Raw genomic sequence first — 19,454 nt, 5'->3', positions numbered from 1 at the left:
AAGACCATTACCTCTGACAATGGTAAAGAGTTTGCTCAGCATAAGAAGGTGAAACGAAAGCTCTTTACTTCCTTCTTCTTTGCCGATGCTTATGCGTCATGGCAGCGAGGAACCAACGAGAATACTAACGGCTTAATCAGAGAGTTCTTGCCTAAGGGTTGTGACTTTAGACAAGTCTCTGATAATGAGATACAGGACATTGAGAATAAACTAAACAACAGACCAAGAAAACGCTTAGGGTTTAAAACGCCCAATCAGGTGTTCTATAATATAATTTAGCGTTGCACTTGGTGTGTTAATCTAAGATTTGATAAAAAAAGAATTATAATTCTTAAAATAGCCACTACGCTTTTTCTCATTTCTCTTTTTATTATATAAGGCAGTCGATATGCGCTATTGTCTACAATGCGGTCATGAAGCAGAACGCAAAATACCAGCCACGGATAATATGCCGCGTTTGGTATGCCCAAATTGCAACTATATTCATTATGAAAATCCCAAAGTAATTTGTGGCTCGTTGGTCGTGCATAAGCATCGGGTATTACTATGCCGCCGTGCCATAGAGCCACAGTATGGCTTATGGACACTGCCAGCAGGTTTTATGGAAAACGGTGAAACCATGGCCGAAGGCGCTGCCCGTGAGAGCTTTGAAGAAGCAGATGCAGTCGTGACCAATCCGCATTTATACTGCTTGTATGATATACCTGATATCGGACAAATCTATAGTATTTATATCAGTGATTTAAAAGACGGTGCTTATGGTATTGGCTCTGAAAGTCTTGACTGTGCTTTATTTACCGAAGAAGATATTCCATGGGATAAGCTTGCCTTTGAAGCGGTACGTCGCACTTTAAAAAGCTATTTTGCAGACCGCCAGCAATTCGATAGCCACGATAAGTTCCCAATCCATCAAGACCATATCGGTAAAGACCAAAGTATTAAGCGCTATTGATAACGCTTAAGCATAAAAAGCCAAGCAAACGCTTGGCTTTTTTTATATGACCACCATAGCAACTATAATGTCATTACAGTACCCACTACAACGCTAGCTTTTGATTTTACACACTTTAAAGCCAAGCTCCTGTACTGCCGTTTCCTTATCATACGGTGCTAATACTGCCCGAACATGTTTTTGTCCTTGCAAGTATTGCTTGGCAACACGCTGTAAGTCAGCAACCGTCACCGCTAAAATTGCCGCGCGCATTTTACGCTGCCAGTCTACGCCGCGATGATGCAAGTTGGCGAAACAGGCTTTGATAGCCTCACCTGCTGGAGAGCCTGGTTTATCCATTCCTGAGATAATTCCCAAGATGGCTTCTTCTAATTGCTCGTCCGTTTGTGGCTCATTTAATAACCATTCGATACTGGCATCAAAATGGGCAAAGGTTTCAGCACACTGCGGGTCACGGTAGCTAAAGAATTTAAAAGCACAAGCATTGGCATCGTAACCAGCGCCGCCGCCATAAGCACCGCCGCGCTCACGAATGGCGCTATGCAGATAACCATTACGTAGATAAGGCGCTAATACCATTAAGGCTGCGGTATCAGGATGGTCAGCAGCGGGCACAGAATAAGCGCTGGCATTATGATAGACGTTGGTCGGAGCCAACCATGCCAAGTCTTCGACAGCAATTTCTTCTAGCTTAGCGCCATCATTTTCACCATTGAGCGCCGAGTCTAGTTGTAAGTCGGCAAACTCACTTGGAATGCTCGCTTCAATAGTCGTATCAGTATTGCTTAATTTTTCAGCGATCTTTGGTGCTTGGCTGTCTTTCCAGCTATCGACAATCAAATTGCTTAAGCGTTCGGTTTGTTCCGCTTCACAAATAATCACCGCATGTTTCGGCAAGCTGATTAAACGTTGATGTAAATCCATCAAGCTGGTTGCTAGCTGATCCCACTGCGTATCGTCGGTACTGGCATGGGTTAAGAAATCTTTTAGTGCATTTAGTGCCGGTAGACCGCTGCGTACATATTCTAGCTGTGCCTGACGGCTCATACCGCGACCGGCGGTTTGCATCGCATAGGCATGTCCTGAGCCAGCAAGGTTTGACTGCCAACCTGCTTGACGCTGCTGCAAAATCTCTTTGATACGGGCATGCTCACTAAAGACACTGTGTTCCATCACTTCTTTCAGCAAATCAATGGCTTCAGGCTTACGATTCAGCGCCCGCGTTGCCACTACAAAGTAGCTGCTAATTGCTTGGCTATCATCGATATTGGTGCGTTGGCTGATTCTGGCGGTGACACCTGATGAATGCGCCGCTTGCTTGGCTTGCATTTCATGCGCACTGTGCGAATCGGTGCCCAACTCTGACAGTAGACTTAGATAAATCGGCAGTAATGGATGATTGATAACTTCATTGACAGGCAGCTTGTTACTGTTGTTGGCATTTTCACCAATTGCGTCGGTCAACGGTACAATCACTTGATAGTAATATAAGCCGTTAGTGCCCGCTTCATATTCAAATAACGTACTGTCTTGCCCGCTCAAACTCACCTGCTTTTGTGAGCCTTGTTTAAAGCTGATGTCAGTTGGTACGTCGTCCAACCCAACTTTTGGCAATAAGCTTAAATCATCAGGAGCTGCTTGGCGCGCCGCCAAATCTAGCGCTTGTTTGTGCAAAATATCTTTATCATCAGCGGTCAAATCCATGGCGATGGTATCAAGACGTGTTTGCTCAGCTGCCGCCAAACGTGCCGACTTCTCACTATCAGGCGTTAATGTGACGCGTACACGGTGTTGATTGTCTAACAGATGCGTCTTAATTAAACTTGGTAGCCATTGCGCGTCGACGACTTGCTCACGCAGCCATTGCAGATGCTCATCAACTTCCCATACGTCGATAGGATTGCCATCATGAATCGCCGTACTAAAGCCCTCTAGCATCAAATTCAAACCATAAGGAATGCTGTCACCGCCGATATGACGCTGATCAATCTCTATCTGATGCAAGATAGTTTCAATGGTTTCATCATCGATTGGTGAGCTGGCAACATCAGTTAGCAGGTCAATAATACCTTGCTCTACCGCTTCGGCATGCTCAGGGTTAGAGCCGCGCAGACCGGTATAAAAAACCATTTCATAATGGCTGTCATCCAGTCCCAATAACGGACTTGGCGCTTTACCCAGTGGATGGCTATCAAGATAGGCACGCAGCGGCGAGCCAGCATGCTCAACCAACACACCTTCTAATAGACGTAGCGCCAAACGCTGCTTCGGATCGGTAATCGACGGTAATAACCAAGCAACCACATGATGGGTTTGATCGGGACCGGCTTCGTCAGCAGTATAAGTATCGGTGGCGCTAATCGGCGCAGACAGGCGCTGCTCTGGACGCGAGACGTGTTTTTTGCCTGCTTCAAACTGCTCTAAAGCATCGTCATGGATTTTTGCTTGCGTTTGGGCAACAGGAATATTACCAAAGCTCATAATGACGCTGTTTGACGGGTGATAATGGCTTTGATGAAATTCAACCAATTCATGATGGGTCAAATCAGGAATATCAGCAGGATCACCGCCTGAATTATAATGATAGGTCGTGGTTGGGAATACATGGTGGGCAACGGCATGATACAGCTGGTCAATCTCGCCACTCATCGCGCCTTTCATCTCATTAAAAACGATGCCTTTAAATTGTGGTTTATCATTTTCGTCCAATTCAACACGGATGCCTTCTTGAGCAAAATCAAGCGGATGAATATTGGGGAAAAACGACGCATCAAGATAGACTGCCAATAAATTAAAGTAATCATTTTCATTTTGAGTGGCATACGGAAACGCAGTCCAATCAGCGGCGGTCATCGCATTCATAAAGGTATTCAATGAGCGTTTAATCATTGAAAAGAACGGATCACGAACAGGGAACTTCTCAGAACCACATAAAGCCACGTGCTCTAAAATATGTGCCTCGCCTTTTGAATCCATTGGTTGGGTGCGAAAGCCGACCAAAAAGGCATTTTCATCACTTGGATGTGCCAAATGATAATGCATGGCACCGGTTTTAACATGCTGACTGATCAGCACATCCATTGATAGTGCCTCAATATGGCGGTGCTCAAGCAGCTCAAACGCTGGATGCAGAGTTAAATCAGCGGTAAATGGCGTGTCAGTCATAGTTATCCTTATAGATTATCCTGATGGCCTCTTAGTAAAGAGCGCATTTAGCCTATAGCTAATGACGCATATCAGGATAAGCAATCAAAAATGGTGAGGTTTATATTTATAAAATTGGTTTGTATAAAAATAGCAGTGTTATAAAAAATATAGGTAATCTTTAAATGGAATGGCATTTATCAGCTAAAAAGAATTTGCCTAACGAAACTAGATGGGGCTCATCGCTTAATAAGTCAAGATAGCAAATGGCTAAAAATATAACTAATAAAGATAACGCCCATTTAACAAAGCATACTTAACAGCAGTCGGTAGTAGTGCTATAGTTAAAATCATCTGTCACAAGGAGCCGCTCATGAGTTACCAACATATTTTATTGGTCACAGACCTAATGTCCGATGCTGATGTGGTCGCCCAAAAAGCCAAACGCATCGTCGATAATCGCCCTAATTCCAAGTTATCGGTATTACATATTGTCAGAGATACTATGGTTGGTTTTGGCTACGAGCTAGTGCCTGCCTCTAGTCTTTATGATGAGATTGATGATGAACGCTGCCAAGAAGCGCGTGCCAAACTGGCGCAGTTTTTGGATCGTAACGACTTACATGTGGTCAATTCTGAAGTAACCACTGCCATCTCTAACAGTGAAGGTATTGTGAACTATTGCCACAAACATGAAGTTGATTTACTAGTCATCGGTCGTCATGAACGTCATGGCATCGCTGCTTGGCTAAGCGGCGCGACGGCAGATAATATCCTGCCAAATGTGCCCTGTGATAGTCTAGTGGTCAGACTCGATAAACCTGTGAATAAATAAGTTTAAGAATATTAAAAAAAGCGTTCATAAGTTGTTTAAGAATATTAAAAAAAGCGCATTGTATCTAGTGATAATGCGCTTTTTTATGGTTGATTGAAATGGTAAGTATTCTCAATGTTATATTGATAGTTAACACCAATTTTAACCTTCTTGAATAATATTAATAAACGTCTGCCAAATTGGGCTTTGATGGCGAGCTTTATGCCAGACTAACCACCAGGTTCGGGACAAATCTATGCCCGCGACTTTGACCTGTACCAGTTGTCCTTTAGCCAACTCTGCTTGGATCACATGCTGCGACAAACAACCCAAACCGATATCGGCGCTGACCATATGCTTAATGGCTTCTGATTGTTGAATGGCCATAATAACCTCGGCATTGGGTAAATATTGCAGTAATTGCTCATCGATAATCTGCCGCGTACCCGAACCCGCCTCCCTTACCAATAGAGGCAGCGTTGCCAGTTGCTCAGCACTTAGCTCATAACAGTTATCATTATCGTTATACGCAGAAAACTCTTTTAACCAGCGACTGTCACGCTTAGCAAATACTACCAAAGTATCCGTCCGCCAAGCGCGCTGTTCAAGCACTTTCATATCCGTCGGGCGCGGCATACCTTCGACCAAAGCAATATCAATATTTAATTGCTCCACCTCGCTAACCACTTCTTGGGTATTGGCGATATACATATCGACGTTGGCATCTGGTAGCGCCTTATATAACTTGGCAAGCAGCGGCGGCAAAACATAATTGCCAATGGTGGTACTGGCACCAATATGAATCTGCCCTGCTTGATGTTTATGATAATGCTCCAGCGTCAACGCTTGCCCTAAGATTGCTTGCGCTTGTATATAGATAGGATGAGCATTGGGGTGTTGATTAAGCCTGCGCCCCACTCGCTCAAATAGTGGCATCTGTAGCCTTGCTTCTAACTCTGTCAGCGCGCTACTGACGGCTGATTGTGATAGATGCAGCGCTTCACTGGCGCGGCTGGTACTACCCGTCTGGTAAATAGTGACAAAGACAGATAGCTGTTTAAGCGTAATCCTCGGTAAAGTCTGCATGGCTTTTTTCATATTTCCTCAAACCTTCTATCTGCTTAAATAACCTATTTATAATACCTAAAAACCCTTTATCGACCTGAAAAATCGATAGTTTATATCTTATTAATCTGTTTTTATTATAAATCGACTTGGCTTATACTGCCTATTCATAAGCTTATGCTTATTTCGATTATAGAGAATAAATAATAGGATGTATGTGCCATGAACACTTTAACCCGATCAGTAAATAACTACGTCCCGCATAACCGCGAGGCCATAGGGCTTATCTTCGTACTGATTGGTAGTTTGTTTTGCTTATGGTTAAATATGAGCTTAGACACTTGGTCGAATGGTCGCATCGTTGGACTGTCATCCCTAACGCTGGCAATTTTACTGGGGATGGTACTCGGCAATACGGTTTATCCAAATTTTTCTGACCAATTAAGTGCAGGCGTTGGCTTTGCCAAAGGTCAGGTTTTGCGCCTTGCCATTATATTTTATGGTTTTAAGCTGACATTGACCCAAGTAGCTAGCGTCGGTATGCCAGCCGTAATGACAGATGCACTGGTACTGACGTCGACGTTTTTATTGACCTACTGGCTGGGTACAAAATGGTTAAAAGTCGATAAGCAAACGACGTTATTGATCGGTTCAGGCGCTAGTATTTGCGGCGCCGCAGCAGTCATTGCCGCAGAGCCCGTGGTCAAAGCAGAAGCACACAAAGTTACTATTGCCGTAGCGACAGTGGTGGTCTTTGGTACCATTGCGATGCTGTTATATCCATTTTTATATCATCTCGGCTGGTTGCAACCTTGGCTAAACGCCCAGCAGTATGGTATTTATACTGGCTCAACCATTCATGAAGTCGCGCAAGTGGTGGTCGCTGGCAATGCGGTGAACACCGATGTTGGTAATACGGCTGTCGTCACCAAGATGATACGAGTCATGATGCTCGCCCCTTTCTTATTGATATTGTCGTTTGCTTTAACCAAAGGCAGTAGCGAGAATGGTGAAAAACCCTCATTGATGAATCGCGTGCAACAAGTCAAAGTCCCTTGGTTTGCTTTTATCTTCATTTTGGTAGTGTTACTGCATACTTGGATCCCGATGACTGCAGGCTTTGAGCATAGCATGGTCATATTCGATGATATCCTGCTAACGATGGCGATGTTTGCACTTGGCTTAACCACTCATATGAGCGCTATTAAACAAGCTGGGGTTAAACCTCTTATCTTAGGGGCCATTATGTTTGCTTGGTTAATCATAGGTGGCGGTTTGATTAATATTGGGATCAGTTCCTTCTAATAAATTACGTTATTTAATGCTTATCCGCTAATTTAAACTGACCTTAATAATCTTAATGACCTTCATTATCTTAAAATAAAATAAAAAAAGCCTACGATCATTATAGTTCGTAGGCTTTTTCATTTTAAAGATATTCGATTCAGCTCTTAATATTAACCTACTAATACCAAACCCAAAAAGTACGATTAGCTGTGTGTCAAACTCGTTTAGTCTACAGTTCGTAGCACTTGCACTCGTTTTCCTTGCTACTCTAGTTTTTGTGAATGGTATAATATCAAAATATAGACGAAAAAAAACGAACCCTTAGGTTCGTTTTTTACACATCTTTTTATCTAGTCATTCATCTATAAAAAGACGAATTAGATAGCAACGATGTTATGTGCTTGTGGGCCTTTTTGGCCTTGAGTTACAGTGAACTCAACTTCTTGGCCTTCAGCCAAAGTTTTGAAACCTGAACCAGTGATTTCGCTGTAATGAGCAAAAACGTCTGCGCCGTTTTCTGGAGCGATAAAACCAAAGCCTTTAGCTTCGTTGAACCACTTAACTGTACCTTTTTGAGTATCTGACATATCGATAATCCTACTTTTTAATTTATTAATGGTCTAGTGACCGGTAACGCTTGCAAATAGCTACTGAACGATAAATATTAAAACGAAGGATTATAACTAATACTACGAGGTAATGATTTGGTGCAGAACTGCTCTTAAGCTTGGACACATTATAGGATGTCCATTGCAGTATCGCAAGTTATATATGACATTTCGTGTAACTGGTTACAAATAATCGTCTTTTTTGCCCAAAATAGCAGATTACTTGGCGTTTGGTAATCGGAATAAATAGATAGCCACCCCAGTACACACCGCGGCTACCAGCCATGCCATCCATATCATATCGGCTGGTAACCGATAAAACAACATCGACGTAGATAAGGTCATCATTACTACCGCTAACCACTTAGCATACAGCGGCACGGCATGATTACTCTCCCAATCACGGACGAACTTACCAAAATATTTGTGGTTAATGAGCCAAAAATGAAAACGTCGTGAGCTACGCGCCCAGCACCCTGCTGCCAGTAATATAAAAGGCGCGGTCGGCATCACTGGCAATAATGCACCAATAATTCCCAAGACAAAAAACACCCAGCCCAATATCAAAAACGTCCAACGCACGGTTGGGCTGTTGTGTTGATTGGTCTTGGGTCGATAATAAAAGGCTTTTTTGTTTTGGCTCATATAAATGCTGTCATTGGCTGATATCGAATGGCTGATACTAAAGTATATAGGCTATACAGCTAAAACGCTGCTTAAAATAATGACCTATATAGGTAGCTAAGCATGCAATATCACACAAAAAGGTACAAGGCTATTTTTATGAAGTTTTTGCTATTGATAGGTATGTTGGGTAAGTGAGTTGATGTATTTAATTAAAGCTTTGAAATAAAAAACCGCTATCACATAAGGCAATAACGGTTTTACTTTCTAGTGACAAAACTCTGATTTAGTTCGCTATCAACCCTATCTCGCATGCTTCTTTTAGCCAGCTTGGAAACTCTTCTAGCATGTTTTCATATAAGGCTTCTTCGCTAATGTCATCCAAGTTGTCTAATTCAAAATAAGGAGTTTGTACTTTTTCAGAATAGACCTACATTTAAAAAACTTTAAACCCAACCAAAATGATCACAGTCACCACTAATCCAAGCCAACCAAACCCTTTTGTACCTTGTACAGGCATATTCGGGTTCATCTCAGGAAACAATATCGCCCCATAAGACACAAGCGGCAACACGATAAACAGCGTGCCGATACGTTGATGACTGGGTAAGCTTGGCTCTAAAAAAAGAAGCGAAATCAAGAATACCATCATAAATATGGTGGCGAAAATGGCATATCTGTCTAATGGCTCATGGCGATTCCAGTAAAAATACAGAACCGCCATAACCAAAACTACAGGTAATAGAACCATCATTAAAAATATACTACAACGCCTTTAACTCTTCCATCTGCCCTGCCATAGCTTTTAACTGCCCTTCTAACTCAGCCAATTTCACTTTCTCAGCATCGACTACTTCGGCAGGCGCTTTACTAACGAACCCTTCATTGCCGAGCTTACGCGAGATGCCTTCAGCTTGACCTTTCAACTTATCATATGACTTACCTAAACGAGCCAGCTCAGCCGTTGGGTCAATCAGTCCCTTCATCGGCACAAGTACACGCAGCTGACCAACCATACTTGATGATGATAATGGTATCTTTTTATCAGAGCCGTCACTACTATCCAAAATCTCTAGGCTTTCGACCTTAGCAAGTGCCTTAAATTGGTTTTTGATACGCGATAGACGCGCCTCTTCATCGCTAGAGATGTTTTGTAGCAAGACTGGTAGACGTACGGCATTACCCAGTTTCATCTCACCACGGATATTGCGCACGCTGGCGATCAGCTGTTGTAGCCACTCCATATCGGCTTCGACTTGTTCACTAATTTGCGCAGTATCGGTTTGTGGATAATCAGCAATCACGATGCTATCGGTGTCTTTACGATTTAGTAGCGGCGCGACAGTCTGCCAAATTTGCTCGGTTAGATACGGCATAATCGGATGGCTAAAACGTAGTGCGGTCTCAAGGACGTGCAGCAGTATGTAGCGGATTTGCGCTTTACGCTCGTCCGATACCGAATCATCATTGAGGCTGGCTTTGGCAAGCTCAACATACCAATCGCAGTATTCATTCCAGATAAACTCATAAATATCATGACTGACCATATCGAGGCGATACTGGCTAAAGTGCTGATGAATAGAGGTAATCGTCGAGTTTAGACGACTCATAATCCACTTTTCTGGTAGTTCCCACACCTCAGGGTTCGCAGCTTGGTCAATCGCTTGAGCATTACCCTCTTTGTCCACACAATTCATCAGTACAAAACGGCTGGCGTTCCAGATTTTATTACAGAAATTGCGATAACCTTCAACACGCTTGAGATCAAAGTTGATATCGCGACCGGTACTGGCAAGCGAGGTAAAAGTAAAGCGCAGCGCGTCAGTACCAAAAGCTGGAATACCTTCTGGGAACTCTTTACGGGTTTGCTTTTCGATTTTGGCGGCGTCTTTTGGGTTCATCATATTACTGGTGCGTTTTTCAACCAGCGCTTCTAAATCAATACCATCGATAAGGTCGATAGGATCTAAGACATTACCTTTCGATTTAGACATCTTCTGACCGTTACCATCACGAACCAAACCATGAACATAAACGGTTTTAAACGGTACTTGTGGGGTGCCATCTTCATTTTTCACAAAGTGCATGGTCATCATGATCATGCGTGCAACCCAAAAGAAAATAATGTCAAAACCGGTGACCAAGACGCTGGTCGGGTGAAAGGTTTCAAGTACGCGTGGATCAGCATTGACGTCCGCCCAATCAAGCGTACTAAATGTCCAAAGCCCCGAGCTAAACCACGTATCAAGTACGTCATCGTCTTGGCGTAATTTAACATCATCGCTTAAATTGTATTTAGTGCGCACTTCGGCTTCATCACGGGCGACATAAATCTCACCGCTCGCGTCGTCATACCACGCAGGGATACGGTGTCCCCACCACAGCTGACGGCTGATACACCAGTCCTGCAAGTCCGTCATCCACGCCATATACATGTTTTTATATTGCGCAGGAACGAACTCAATTCGGCCATCTTCTACCGCGTCAATCGCAGGCTTGGCAAGTTTATTGACCGCTACGTACCATTGATCGGTCAACCATGGCTCAACGATGGTACCGCCACGCTCAGCACGCGGGGCTTTTAGCGCGTAGTCTTCGATGTCCTCTAGCCAGCCTTGCTCGCCTGCTTGCGCCACTAAAAACTTACGCGCAGCAAAACGCTCAAGTCCTGCATAGTCGCTTGGCGTAGTCTCTAAGGTTGGCTCACGCGTTTGTAGATCAGGATAAACTTCCATCGCTGGTAAAATATTAGCACTCTCATCAAGGATATTAATCAACGGCAGGCTATGACGACGACCAAGCTCATAGTCATTAAAATCATGCGCTGGGGTAATTTTTACGCAGCCGGTACCAAAGTCTTTTTCGACATAATCATCAGCGACGATAGGCACCACGCGATTGGTAATGGGCAAAGTGATGGTTTTACCAATCAGGTGTGAATAACGCTCATCGCTTGGATTGACCGCAACAGCGGTATCGCCAAGTAAGGTTTCAGGGCGTGTGGTTGCTACGACCAGATAGTTTTTGCCATCTTGAGTTTGCAATTCTTTATCAGTGAAATGATAGCGGAAATGCCACAAGCTGCCTTTTTCGTCATGATTTTCGACTTCTAAATCCGATAGCGCGGTTTGGAATTTTGGATCCCAGTTCACCAAACGCTTACCACGATAAATCAAACCATCGTCGAACAGACGCACGAATACTTCTTTTACCGCATTGGATAAACCATCATCCATGGTGAAGCGCTCACGCGACCAATCGACCGAGCTGCCCAAACGGCGAATTTGGCTGGTGATATTGCCGCCCGACTCTTCCTTCCATTCCCACACTTTATCGATGAAGTCTTCGCGAGTCATATCACGGCGCTTGATACCTTGTGCCTCGAGGCGACGCTCAACCACCATTTGGGTGGCGATACCGGCATGATCCGTACCCGGTTGCCAAAGCGTATTGTCACCATCCATGCGATGATAACGAGTCAGCGCATCCATAATGGCATTATTAAAACCATGACCCATATGCAGCGATCCAGTGACGTTCGGTGGTGGTAGCGCGATAGAAAATGATTCGTCTTTATCAAATGTCGGCTGAAAATAACCACTGTCCTCCCAGCCTTGATACATGCCCGCTTCGACCTGTGCAGGATTGTACGCATTTTCAAGTTGGCTTAGCGCCGCTTGGATAGATTGAGTCAGAGTGGCGTTAGAATTAATATTAGGATTGCTCATAATAGAATGGTCTTTTGTTAAAATGAATGTGGTTAAACAAATAAGGCAAAAATTAGGGATAATAATTAATAGAGTGATTTTAACGCAGATGGCCAGATTTTGTTAGATGCTAAGAACATTTATCAGACGTACAGAGCGGCATTGTCCAATTAACAACAGTAAACCACAGCAATTGGCTGAATTCTCAACACAACAAGCGATGTTCATACGATAGAATGGTTAGAATAATAAAATTAATATCAGATAAATAGCGAGCTGACCGTGTCCCAAGATACTGAGCGTACAAATAATTCTCAAGCCAATAATGTCGATGATAAAAACGTCATCGATGATACTGCTATCTATTATTATAAAGCTGATAATACCCAGAAAAACATATATACCTATGTTGAGCCTGATGAAGAAGAAGAAAAAGAAAACACTGATAGCACTGACAAGGATGACGGTGACACCGATGCGACTGAAAATTTAGAGGATGAAGATTTCTCTGAAGATATGAGCGATGAAGATAAAGAAACCATCAAAAAGGTCGCTAACGACGACAATGTAAGTCAAGCAAAAAGCTACGCCAGTATATTGGTTGAGCAAGTGATGGATGCCAAAGAAACCTTTGAGCGCTCGCTTGGCTCGCTGTTTACCAGTGCTTTTACTGCTGGACTTGAGATTGGCATTAGCTTTTTTATGATTTTAGCCGCTTTTTCCCTACTCAGCGATGTGCTACCCAGTCAATACTCCATCGTACTCGCTTCCCTACTTTATCCGATTGGTTTTATCATTGTGGTCATTGGTCAATCGCTATTATTCACCGAGCAAACGTCATTATTGAGCCTTCCAGTACTCAATAAAATCGAGCCTTTACATAAGTTGCTACGGCTGTGGAGCACTGTGATCGCGGGCAACGTTGTTGGCGGTTGTTTGTTTGCCGCATTAATGGTTGGTTTGGGCTTAAACATGCAGTTGTTTAGCGTGAGCGACATTGATACTTATGCTGAACATATTTTAGGGTTTGAATGGTGGGTGATATTTGGTAGTTCCATATTGGCAGGCTGGATGATGGGAGTAGCCGCGTGGCTTGTGACCTCTGCACGCGATACACTTAGCCGCATCGTCTTGGTTACCCTCATTACCGGTAGTATCGGATTTTTGGGTTTACACCACAGTATCGTCGGTAATATCGAGGTATTCTCGGCCTTGCTATACGGTAATACCGTCAGTTTATGGCGTTATTTACTGTTTTTAGCCCTAGTATTGGTGGGCAATACGATCGGTGGCGTGGTGTTCGTCGCGGTACTCAAAAACCGTACCTTCTTATTTCAAGTCGAAAAAGTCAAAGAACAAACGGCTAATGATAAAGCAGAGGCAAGAATAAACATAAGCCCCCGTCGGCCTTAGATTTTATAGCATGCAGATTGCTAATACACCACTCTCTATCTAAAGTTTTTAACCTTATTAGAGCGTGTTTAACGTAATTAACGTAGCAAAAGGAATTTGATAAAAAGCATGTAGAAGGAAAGGCATGGAGGAGAAAAAGCGTATATCTAAAAAGACATTTAGGTTAAAAAGTTAGAATGAGCAGTAGTATCAGCAACGTCAACCGTGTCCGTACTCACGACTGCTGTGCCGTAAGCGATGGCTTCTACCATGCTGCCCAATTGATTGATATTGCTCACCTCGAATCGTAAGCCGTAGATATGATTATAGCCTTTGGCTTTTGCTTGCGTCCGCATACGTACTACTGCTTCACGGCGGGCGCGGTCTAATAAGGTCTCGTAGGTGGTTAAGTTTTTGCCAAAGATACTTAACACCCGAGCGATAATCATTTTAAAATAATCTTGGGCGATAACCACGCTACCGAGTACCAACTCGCCTTGGCTATGCTCTGCAACGCTCGGCTGATAAAAACGCTCCGTCGATACGATAATGTGACCCAATTCTTGCTCCGCAATACTCAACTGTGCTAAATGCTGGCGCTCATGGCGCGAGCCAAAAAACCAGCCGAGCACAAATAACACAATAAGCGGCGCGTAGTTCATCAACATTTGGGTAAGGGAGTTATTCATATCACGTCTCTTATCATAAAAAAGCGCTGAGGCTTTAAAATTTGGTTAGCTAACCAAAAGGATTGAAACGTGGTAAATCATCGGTCGGTGCTGGTGCGGAGTTTTGTGAGCTTGGCTGCTGACCAGACGGATAATGAGGGTCGCTTGGTGGGCTTTGATAGGATTGCTGCGACATCGGTATGGCTTTAACAGCGGTACCATAAACAAACAACTCAGAGGCACCTTGGGCGATGCTAGAGGTCGAAAAACGCAGGCCGACGACGGCATCTGCACCCAAGGCTTCTGCCTTGATAACCATGCGGTCTATCGCTTCTTGGCGCGATTCTTCTAGCAGCTCGGTATAAGCCGTCAGCTCACCACCGACGATGTTTTTAAGCCCAGCAAACAAGTCTTTGCCGACATGCTTTGAACGTACCGTACTCCCGTACACCACATCTAAGCGCTCAGTAATTTGATAGTTGGGCAAGTGCTCAAGATTGGAGAGTTGCACAGTCATAATACTGCCTTATCGGTAACTTATAGAGTTATAAAAAACGTTCAACAGCAAGCAAGAGAAATTCATAGCAACAAGTTCATAGGAAAAAGCTCATAGGAAAAAGTTCATAGCAACAATAGGTGTTTACAGATCAATGCCTTTAGTCGTTGGTATGAAATAATAAAAATAGCTCAGTTAAGTTACCTTCGATACTATTGGCCATTTGTGCCATTTTATCTTCATCGTTACGCATCTGCGCAAGCTCTGGATCTTCATCGTCGATACCGCTTAGCACAATCATTGGCAAGGTCAAGACTGCTACGTCCTCTGCGGTCTCTTCATCCTCAAACCAATCACTGGCCTCGTCACCATACATCGCATCGACAAAGCCGATTGACCATGCCACGATATCTGACTCATCTGAAAAATCGACTGCCACTTCTTCATCACCAGCATTTTCACCAAACGGTAGCTCGATAGGCGTCTCGTTTTTTAACTCAGCCATAATAGAGTCGCGCCAGCGCTTGATACCATCGATGACATTATCTGGAATCTCGCTCGCGTGACCTTCAAACAGCGCATCTATCCAATTCGGCAATGGACGCCCAATGACTGTCGCTGTCAAAAAGCCATGCGCGGCGACACTATCGAGCACAAACTGGCTCTCTTGATTGTCTAAATAGTCTAGTAATTCATCAAAGCTTAAAGGGTTACTCATGAGGTCATTGTCCTTAAAAGATAGAGAGTTAGGTTGTGTCAGTCACAATAAACAATCAGTTAATAAAGTAAGAATCGTTGCATAGAGCTGCATAAAATAGTGGCATAGCATGAATGGCTAACACTATAGAAAACCAAGAAAAATAGTAGCCTACCAGCTTAACACAGTTACATAACTAGCAGTTATTAAAGGGCTTTAGTCGGCTTAAATGACTCAGCACCCTTACTTAAACCCTACTCAACTTAGACCCTATCCAAAGTTTAAAAACTAAAGATCGTCATCTTCCCAATCATCACCATCTTCGTCGAAACTGTCTATATCATCTAGATCGTCTTTTAGCTCTTTGGCCAAACGCTTTTCTTCTAGCAAGTTATCGATTAATCGGCGCTTTTCAAGGCTACTGAGGCGTGTACGCACGCTCGTTTCAGCTTCTTCCACCATCTTTGCATCATCGTCGTCGACAAAATTATCATCAAAATCGTCATCAATATCAGCATTACTCATGACAAGCTCCTATCGTTTTTAGCAAGGGTATTGAAAATACATCAATATATATATGCCTTATAAAGTCTCTGTTGAATGTTGTCAATGCTTTTTATCGCTATGGTCTATTTAATCTTTAACAAAAAGAGAATGATACCATCAATACAGCAGACAATTATCTATTAATCTAAAAACTACGTATCGATAACTGGGCGATTAAGCTTGAGCCTCATCAGCAGCTTCGATCATCAAAACCGCATTACGGACATCTGCTAAACGCTGAATCATCGCGTCATTACCACCATCGAATATCGCACATTCGCGCTCATAAACAGTGGTTGGGCGCATGATACTATGAACTTGCACATGATTGCCGATTTGTCTCAGGCCTTCATTTGGTAATAAAATGAGCATCTGCTCTTTTTTGCCGACGCCGTGGAGCAACTGAGACATTTCATCTGCTTGTGCCTCATCGCTGACCCCCACTTTTGCAGGTAGGGCAAAGCGCGTCAGCTCAATATGCTTATCGTGAATAATTTTATTGAGCATCAAGTACAGTTTGCCGAGCATCACACCTGCTAGCGCGACTTTTGCATGGCTGTTATCCGCCTTTAACAATACACTAGCGCCCCTGTCATCAAAGTGAGGCTCATTCATCGCACTCACTCCAAGCAACAATGGCTGCTTAAGTAGTTCAGTTACCGCTTGGTTCAATAATTGAGTACATAATGCTAGATAAGGCAGGCGCTGGGCAGGTGCGAGGCGCTCGAGCATATTGAATTCGTCATGAAAAACGATTTGTACTTTGACACTATCAAATGCACGTGTGCCAGATAAGCGAGAATGACCACTGCTGGCTTTAGTCATACTGCTATCAGCGTCATGCGCCTCGCTCTGTGTGTTAGCGGTCGGCTGGTAATCGGAGTGTTTTATATCATGACCTTCATCGTCTGCCAAATCTTGATGCTGCTGAGTTCTGACATATTGATTGACCGCGCTATGTATATCCAGCTTACGGACACTGCTTGATGGATTGCCTGCTTCTTTATCACTCGGACTACCCGTTGAACCAATAGCTGTTCGACTGTCATCCATTTGATCATTATTTACTTGGCTGTCCGCTGTACGGCGCTCACGATCACGGTCATGGCTGCGCTGATCGATTTGCATATATTGCTCACGGTGCAAATCTTGAATATCACGGCTCAAAGCATTAATTTGCTCTTTGGTTGGACGGGCAAGGTGGCCATAAATCAACCAAAGTAACAAATGCAGCAACATAGTGCCAATGACAAATGGCCACTGCATAGCGATAATTTCGCCTTTGCTGACGTCCTTTATGGTCAACGCTACGCTACCAATCACCGCATCGCCTTTGGTCGCGATTTGACGAATCGTATCGCCCTGCTGCATCGGCGCATTGCCGACTGGCACTAAGACATCATCATTACTGTCTTTAATCAGTATGCGGGTCACGTCTTGCTCGCTGGTATAGCGATTGGCAATGACGCTTAAGCTGACGCGGTCTTTATTCTCTAAAGACAGCCTCGCTTCATCAATCAGCTGGGCGACCATTTGCTCGCCTTTTAACGCACGACTTTTGCTCAGCTGCTGATCGGTACTGATGACCAATAATAGAGTCTGTAAACAAAAACTAACCAGAAGAATAATGGCAAACAACCCTTGCCGCGGCGCTAAATACGTCATGATATGTTAAACTTTTTTGGATAAATGGAAATAAGAAACGAGGCTATCGCTCATTTTCTGGAAGAATACACAGCTATATTTGTGCAATTTAATACTTCAACACTTCAACACTTCAACACTTCAATAAATAATATTTAATAAAACACTATTTATAAGACGTTGCCATCGTACAGTAGATTTGTTGTACAAGTATGTTTGGCACAGTCTATTCTCAACAAATCTTTCGCTTACTCTATGTACTATATCACCATAGTAAGGGTTATGGCTTTAGCTAAGCGTATAAATTTATTGTAATAATTTTCTTTTATTCTACTAGGGGCTGCTCGGTAAAACTGTTATGATTCCCAATCTTATATGAGCATACAAGGGACCATTGAGCCATGCCAAACAATACATCTTATTCGTTACCAAAAGACAGCAAAGCATGGCAACAAGCCGTTGATTCTATTGCGTCACTACTGCCTAACGACACCAATTTACAGGATTTTGACGCGCTACAATCTTTACCTGTTTTTGCTCTCATTGTGGTACTACCGACCAAGGTATCGACGCTTGATATTCACCAGTATGTACAATCATGGGTCGATGAGCAGCCAAACTGGCATTTGGTCACCGTCGCTGAAGATACGGATGCCAGCTTTGTCAATATTACCGTGTCTGATACCGAGCCAACGGCAGCACACGCCCAGCGCCTACCCTTTACCCACGCACAAGTATTTCGCTATCTGCTGGTGCCCGTGACCGACACACTCATGCATCCTGGCAAAAAAACAGCGGCGGCTCATATCATCGATGATCAGCTGACGACACGCTTGCGTCACGACCTAAATGAAGAATATAAAAATACTAGCCGTGCAGATAATGTCGATAACTTAGATGTGGTCGATTGTCATATTCTGTCGGTCGGTCATATGCTGCGTACTCATAAGCTTGCCTGCTTTGATATGGACTCCACCTTAATCGAGCAAGAAGTCATCGTTGAATTGGCCAAGACAGCAGGAATCGGCGAGCAAGTCGAAGCCATTACCGAGGCGGCCATGCGCGGTGAGATTGATTTTGATGAATCATTCGCCCAGCGTGTGGCGTTATTAAAGGGTATTTCAACCGACGTGCTTGATGATATATGCAGTCGCTTAACGCTATCCATGGGCGCTCGCACCACCATCAGCGCGCTAAAAGCTTTGGGCTATCATACGGTCCTCGTATCAGGTGGCTTTACCTATTTTGCCCGCTATATCGCTGAGCAATTGGGCATTGACGAGGTTCATGCCAATCCTTTAGATATTGACGAAGGCGAAGTTACTGGTCATATACAGCTGCCCATCGTCAATGGTGCCAAAAAAGCGGCTATCGTCGAGTATACGGCTGAGCGTTTGGGTATCGCGATGTCACAAGTCGTCTGCATCGGTGATGGTGCCAATGATTTGCCGATGATGGCCATTGCTGATTTGGGTGTCGCTTATCATGCCAAACCAATCGTCCAAGCCCGTGCTGATGCCGCCATCAATGTGACGGGACTCGAAGGCACGCTCTACGCCCTTGGCTACCCAGAACTTACTCCTACCAAGTAATTATATTATATAAGCTCAAAAATATGTCATAAGCTGGGTTAATGTCAGGATTAATACCTGTGTCATTAATCTGGCTTTTATTCCTTATTGAATTACTAAGGGCTGTATAGAATACAGCCCCTAACTAAATGAAATCTTTATTAACGCCACTATTTAATGACACTATAGTCAGTGAGAAGTAATATCGCTACATCACGTACTGCAGGTACCGTTTTTTC

Annotated in this window: 17 protein-coding genes and 1 pseudogene; 6 read left to right on the top strand and 12 right to left on the bottom strand. The window is 43.7% G+C overall.

Going from position 1 to position 19,454, the window contains the following annotated elements:
- A partial coding sequence (locus tag EI161_RS08760) for an IS30 family transposase (protein ID WP_192524318.1) occupies nt 1-279 on the top strand: 279 nt, incomplete at its 5' end.
- Nucleotides 280-388: 109 nt separating this feature from the next.
- Complete coding sequence (locus tag EI161_RS08755) at nt 389-952, top strand: NUDIX hydrolase (protein ID WP_192524169.1); 564 nt, start codon at nt 389-391, stop codon at nt 950-952.
- 93 nt (nt 953-1,045) lie between these two features.
- Here EI161_RS08755 and EI161_RS08750 read toward each other — a convergent pair whose 3' ends face one another.
- Nucleotides 1,046-4,117: an insulinase family protein gene (locus tag EI161_RS08750; RefSeq protein ID WP_192524168.1), complete on the bottom strand. Its 3,072-nt coding sequence runs from the start codon at nt 4,115-4,117 to the stop codon at nt 1,046-1,048.
- A 352-nt stretch (nt 4,118-4,469) separates the two neighbouring features.
- Here EI161_RS08750 and EI161_RS08745 point away from each other — a divergent pair, with 352 nt between their 5' ends.
- Complete coding sequence (locus tag EI161_RS08745; protein ID WP_192524167.1) at nt 4,470-4,931, top strand: universal stress protein; 462 nt, start codon at nt 4,470-4,472, stop codon at nt 4,929-4,931.
- Nucleotides 4,932-5,072: 141 nt separating this feature from the next.
- Here the strand turns inward: EI161_RS08745 and EI161_RS08740 are convergent, their stop codons facing one another.
- Entirely contained in the window at nt 5,073-6,008 is a 936-nt protein-coding gene (locus EI161_RS08740; RefSeq protein ID WP_192524166.1) for a LysR substrate-binding domain-containing protein, read from the bottom strand.
- 189 nt (nt 6,009-6,197) lie between these two features.
- Here EI161_RS08740 and EI161_RS08735 point away from each other — a divergent pair, with 189 nt between their 5' ends.
- Entirely contained in the window at nt 6,198-7,280 is a 1,083-nt protein-coding gene (locus EI161_RS08735; protein ID WP_192524165.1) for a YeiH family protein, read from the top strand.
- 359 nt (nt 7,281-7,639) lie between these two features.
- On the opposite strand, the gene EI161_RS08730 is transcribed toward EI161_RS08735, so the two are convergent.
- The 5 genes and pseudogenes from EI161_RS08730 to EI161_RS08710 all read right to left on the bottom strand — a co-directional run bounded on the left by EI161_RS08730 (nt 7,640) and on the right by EI161_RS08710 (nt 12,222).
- The gene (locus tag EI161_RS08730) at nt 7,640-7,849 is read right to left on the bottom strand and encodes a cold-shock protein (RefSeq protein ID WP_192524164.1); all 210 of its coding nucleotides are present in this window, start codon (nt 7,847-7,849) and stop codon (nt 7,640-7,642) included.
- Nucleotides 7,850-8,089: 240 nt separating this feature from the next.
- Complete coding sequence (locus EI161_RS08725) at nt 8,090-8,515, bottom strand: YbaN family protein (RefSeq protein WP_192524163.1); 426 nt, start codon at nt 8,513-8,515, stop codon at nt 8,090-8,092.
- Nucleotides 8,516-8,780: 265 nt separating this feature from the next.
- Nucleotides 8,781-8,888 (bottom strand): annotated as a pseudogene (locus EI161_RS08720) (VWA domain-containing protein); the annotation flags it as partial.
- Nucleotides 8,889-8,930: 42 nt separating this feature from the next.
- Nucleotides 8,931-9,248 (bottom strand): hypothetical protein, encoded by a 318-nt coding sequence (locus tag EI161_RS08715; RefSeq protein ID WP_192524161.1) that lies wholly within the window; start codon nt 9,246-9,248, stop codon nt 8,931-8,933.
- Between the two features lie 10 nt (nt 9,249-9,258).
- Nucleotides 9,259-12,222, bottom strand: coding sequence for a valine--tRNA ligase (locus tag EI161_RS08710; protein WP_192524160.1), 2,964 nt, complete (start codon nt 12,220-12,222; stop codon nt 9,259-9,261).
- 261 nt (nt 12,223-12,483) lie between these two features.
- Here EI161_RS08710 and EI161_RS08705 point away from each other — a divergent pair, with 261 nt between their 5' ends.
- On the top strand, nt 12,484-13,614 hold the full coding sequence (locus tag EI161_RS08705; protein WP_192524159.1) for a formate/nitrite transporter family protein: 1,131 nt from the start codon (nt 12,484-12,486) through the stop codon (nt 13,612-13,614).
- A 158-nt stretch (nt 13,615-13,772) separates the two neighbouring features.
- On the opposite strand, the gene EI161_RS08700 is transcribed toward EI161_RS08705, so the two are convergent.
- From EI161_RS08700 to EI161_RS08680, 5 genes are all read right to left on the bottom strand, one after another.
- On the bottom strand, nt 13,773-14,282 hold the full coding sequence (locus EI161_RS08700) for a YbjQ family protein (protein ID WP_192524158.1): 510 nt from the start codon (nt 14,280-14,282) through the stop codon (nt 13,773-13,775).
- A 49-nt stretch (nt 14,283-14,331) separates the two neighbouring features.
- On the bottom strand, nt 14,332-14,778 hold the full coding sequence (locus tag EI161_RS08695; protein ID WP_192524157.1) for a YbjQ family protein: 447 nt from the start codon (nt 14,776-14,778) through the stop codon (nt 14,332-14,334).
- 139 nt (nt 14,779-14,917) lie between these two features.
- On the bottom strand, nt 14,918-15,475 hold the full coding sequence (locus EI161_RS08690) for a UPF0149 family protein (protein WP_192524156.1): 558 nt from the start codon (nt 15,473-15,475) through the stop codon (nt 14,918-14,920).
- A gap of 267 nt (nt 15,476-15,742) precedes the next feature.
- Nucleotides 15,743-15,979, bottom strand: coding sequence for a PA3496 family putative envelope integrity protein (locus EI161_RS08685; RefSeq protein ID WP_192524155.1), 237 nt, complete (start codon nt 15,977-15,979; stop codon nt 15,743-15,745).
- A 195-nt stretch (nt 15,980-16,174) separates the two neighbouring features.
- Nucleotides 16,175-17,665 (bottom strand): hypothetical protein, encoded by a 1,491-nt coding sequence (locus tag EI161_RS08680; RefSeq protein ID WP_192524154.1) that lies wholly within the window; start codon nt 17,663-17,665, stop codon nt 16,175-16,177.
- A gap of 380 nt (nt 17,666-18,045) precedes the next feature.
- On the opposite strand from EI161_RS08680, the gene serB reads away from it, so the two are divergent.
- Nucleotides 18,046-19,236: a phosphoserine phosphatase SerB gene (serB, locus tag EI161_RS08675; protein WP_192524153.1), complete on the top strand. Its 1,191-nt coding sequence runs from the start codon at nt 18,046-18,048 to the stop codon at nt 19,234-19,236.
- Nucleotides 19,237-19,454: the final 218 nt, after the last annotated feature.

The organism is Psychrobacter sp. FME5, from assembly GCF_014861375.1.
In the GTDB taxonomy this organism is placed as follows: Bacteria; Pseudomonadota; Gammaproteobacteria; order Pseudomonadales; family Moraxellaceae; genus Psychrobacter.
The sequence above is the reverse complement of the archived record's forward strand: the minus strand, read 5'-3'. Positions and strand labels throughout refer to the sequence as shown.

Bases quoted from the DNA above. Each gene is read 5' to 3' on its own strand.
- EI161_RS08750 (WP_192524168.1), bottom strand. From the start codon at position 4,117: ATGACTGACACGCCATTTACCGCTGATTTAACTCTGCATCCAGCGTTT.
- EI161_RS08755 (WP_192524169.1), top strand. From the start codon at position 389: ATGCGCTATTGTCTACAATGCGGTCATGAAGCAGAACGCAAAATACCA.
- EI161_RS08690 (WP_192524156.1), bottom strand. From the start codon at position 15,475: ATGAGTAACCCTTTAAGCTTTGATGAATTACTAGACTATTTAGACAAT.
- EI161_RS08715 (WP_192524161.1), bottom strand. From the start codon at position 9,248: ATGATGGTTCTATTACCTGTAGTTTTGGTTATGGCGGTTCTGTATTTT.
- EI161_RS08740 (WP_192524166.1), bottom strand. From the start codon at position 6,008: ATGAAAAAAGCCATGCAGACTTTACCGAGGATTACGCTTAAACAGCTA.
- EI161_RS08725 (WP_192524163.1), bottom strand. From the start codon at position 8,515: ATGAGCCAAAACAAAAAAGCCTTTTATTATCGACCCAAGACCAATCAA.
- EI161_RS08730 (WP_192524164.1), bottom strand. From the start codon at position 7,849: ATGTCAGATACTCAAAAAGGTACAGTTAAGTGGTTCAACGAAGCTAAA.
- serB (WP_192524153.1), top strand. From the start codon at position 18,046: ATGCCAAACAATACATCTTATTCGTTACCAAAAGACAGCAAAGCATGG.
- EI161_RS08695 (WP_192524157.1), bottom strand. From the start codon at position 14,778: ATGACTGTGCAACTCTCCAATCTTGAGCACTTGCCCAACTATCAAATT.
- EI161_RS08700 (WP_192524158.1), bottom strand. From the start codon at position 14,282: ATGAATAACTCCCTTACCCAAATGTTGATGAACTACGCGCCGCTTATT.
- EI161_RS08735 (WP_192524165.1), top strand. From the start codon at position 6,198: ATGAACACTTTAACCCGATCAGTAAATAACTACGTCCCGCATAACCGC.
- EI161_RS08680 (WP_192524154.1), bottom strand. From the start codon at position 17,665: ATGACGTATTTAGCGCCGCGGCAAGGGTTGTTTGCCATTATTCTTCTG.
- EI161_RS08745 (WP_192524167.1), top strand. From the start codon at position 4,470: ATGAGTTACCAACATATTTTATTGGTCACAGACCTAATGTCCGATGCT.
- EI161_RS08710 (WP_192524160.1), bottom strand. From the start codon at position 12,222: ATGAGCAATCCTAATATTAATTCTAACGCCACTCTGACTCAATCTATC.
- EI161_RS08685 (WP_192524155.1), bottom strand. From the start codon at position 15,979: ATGAGTAATGCTGATATTGATGACGATTTTGATGATAATTTTGTCGAC.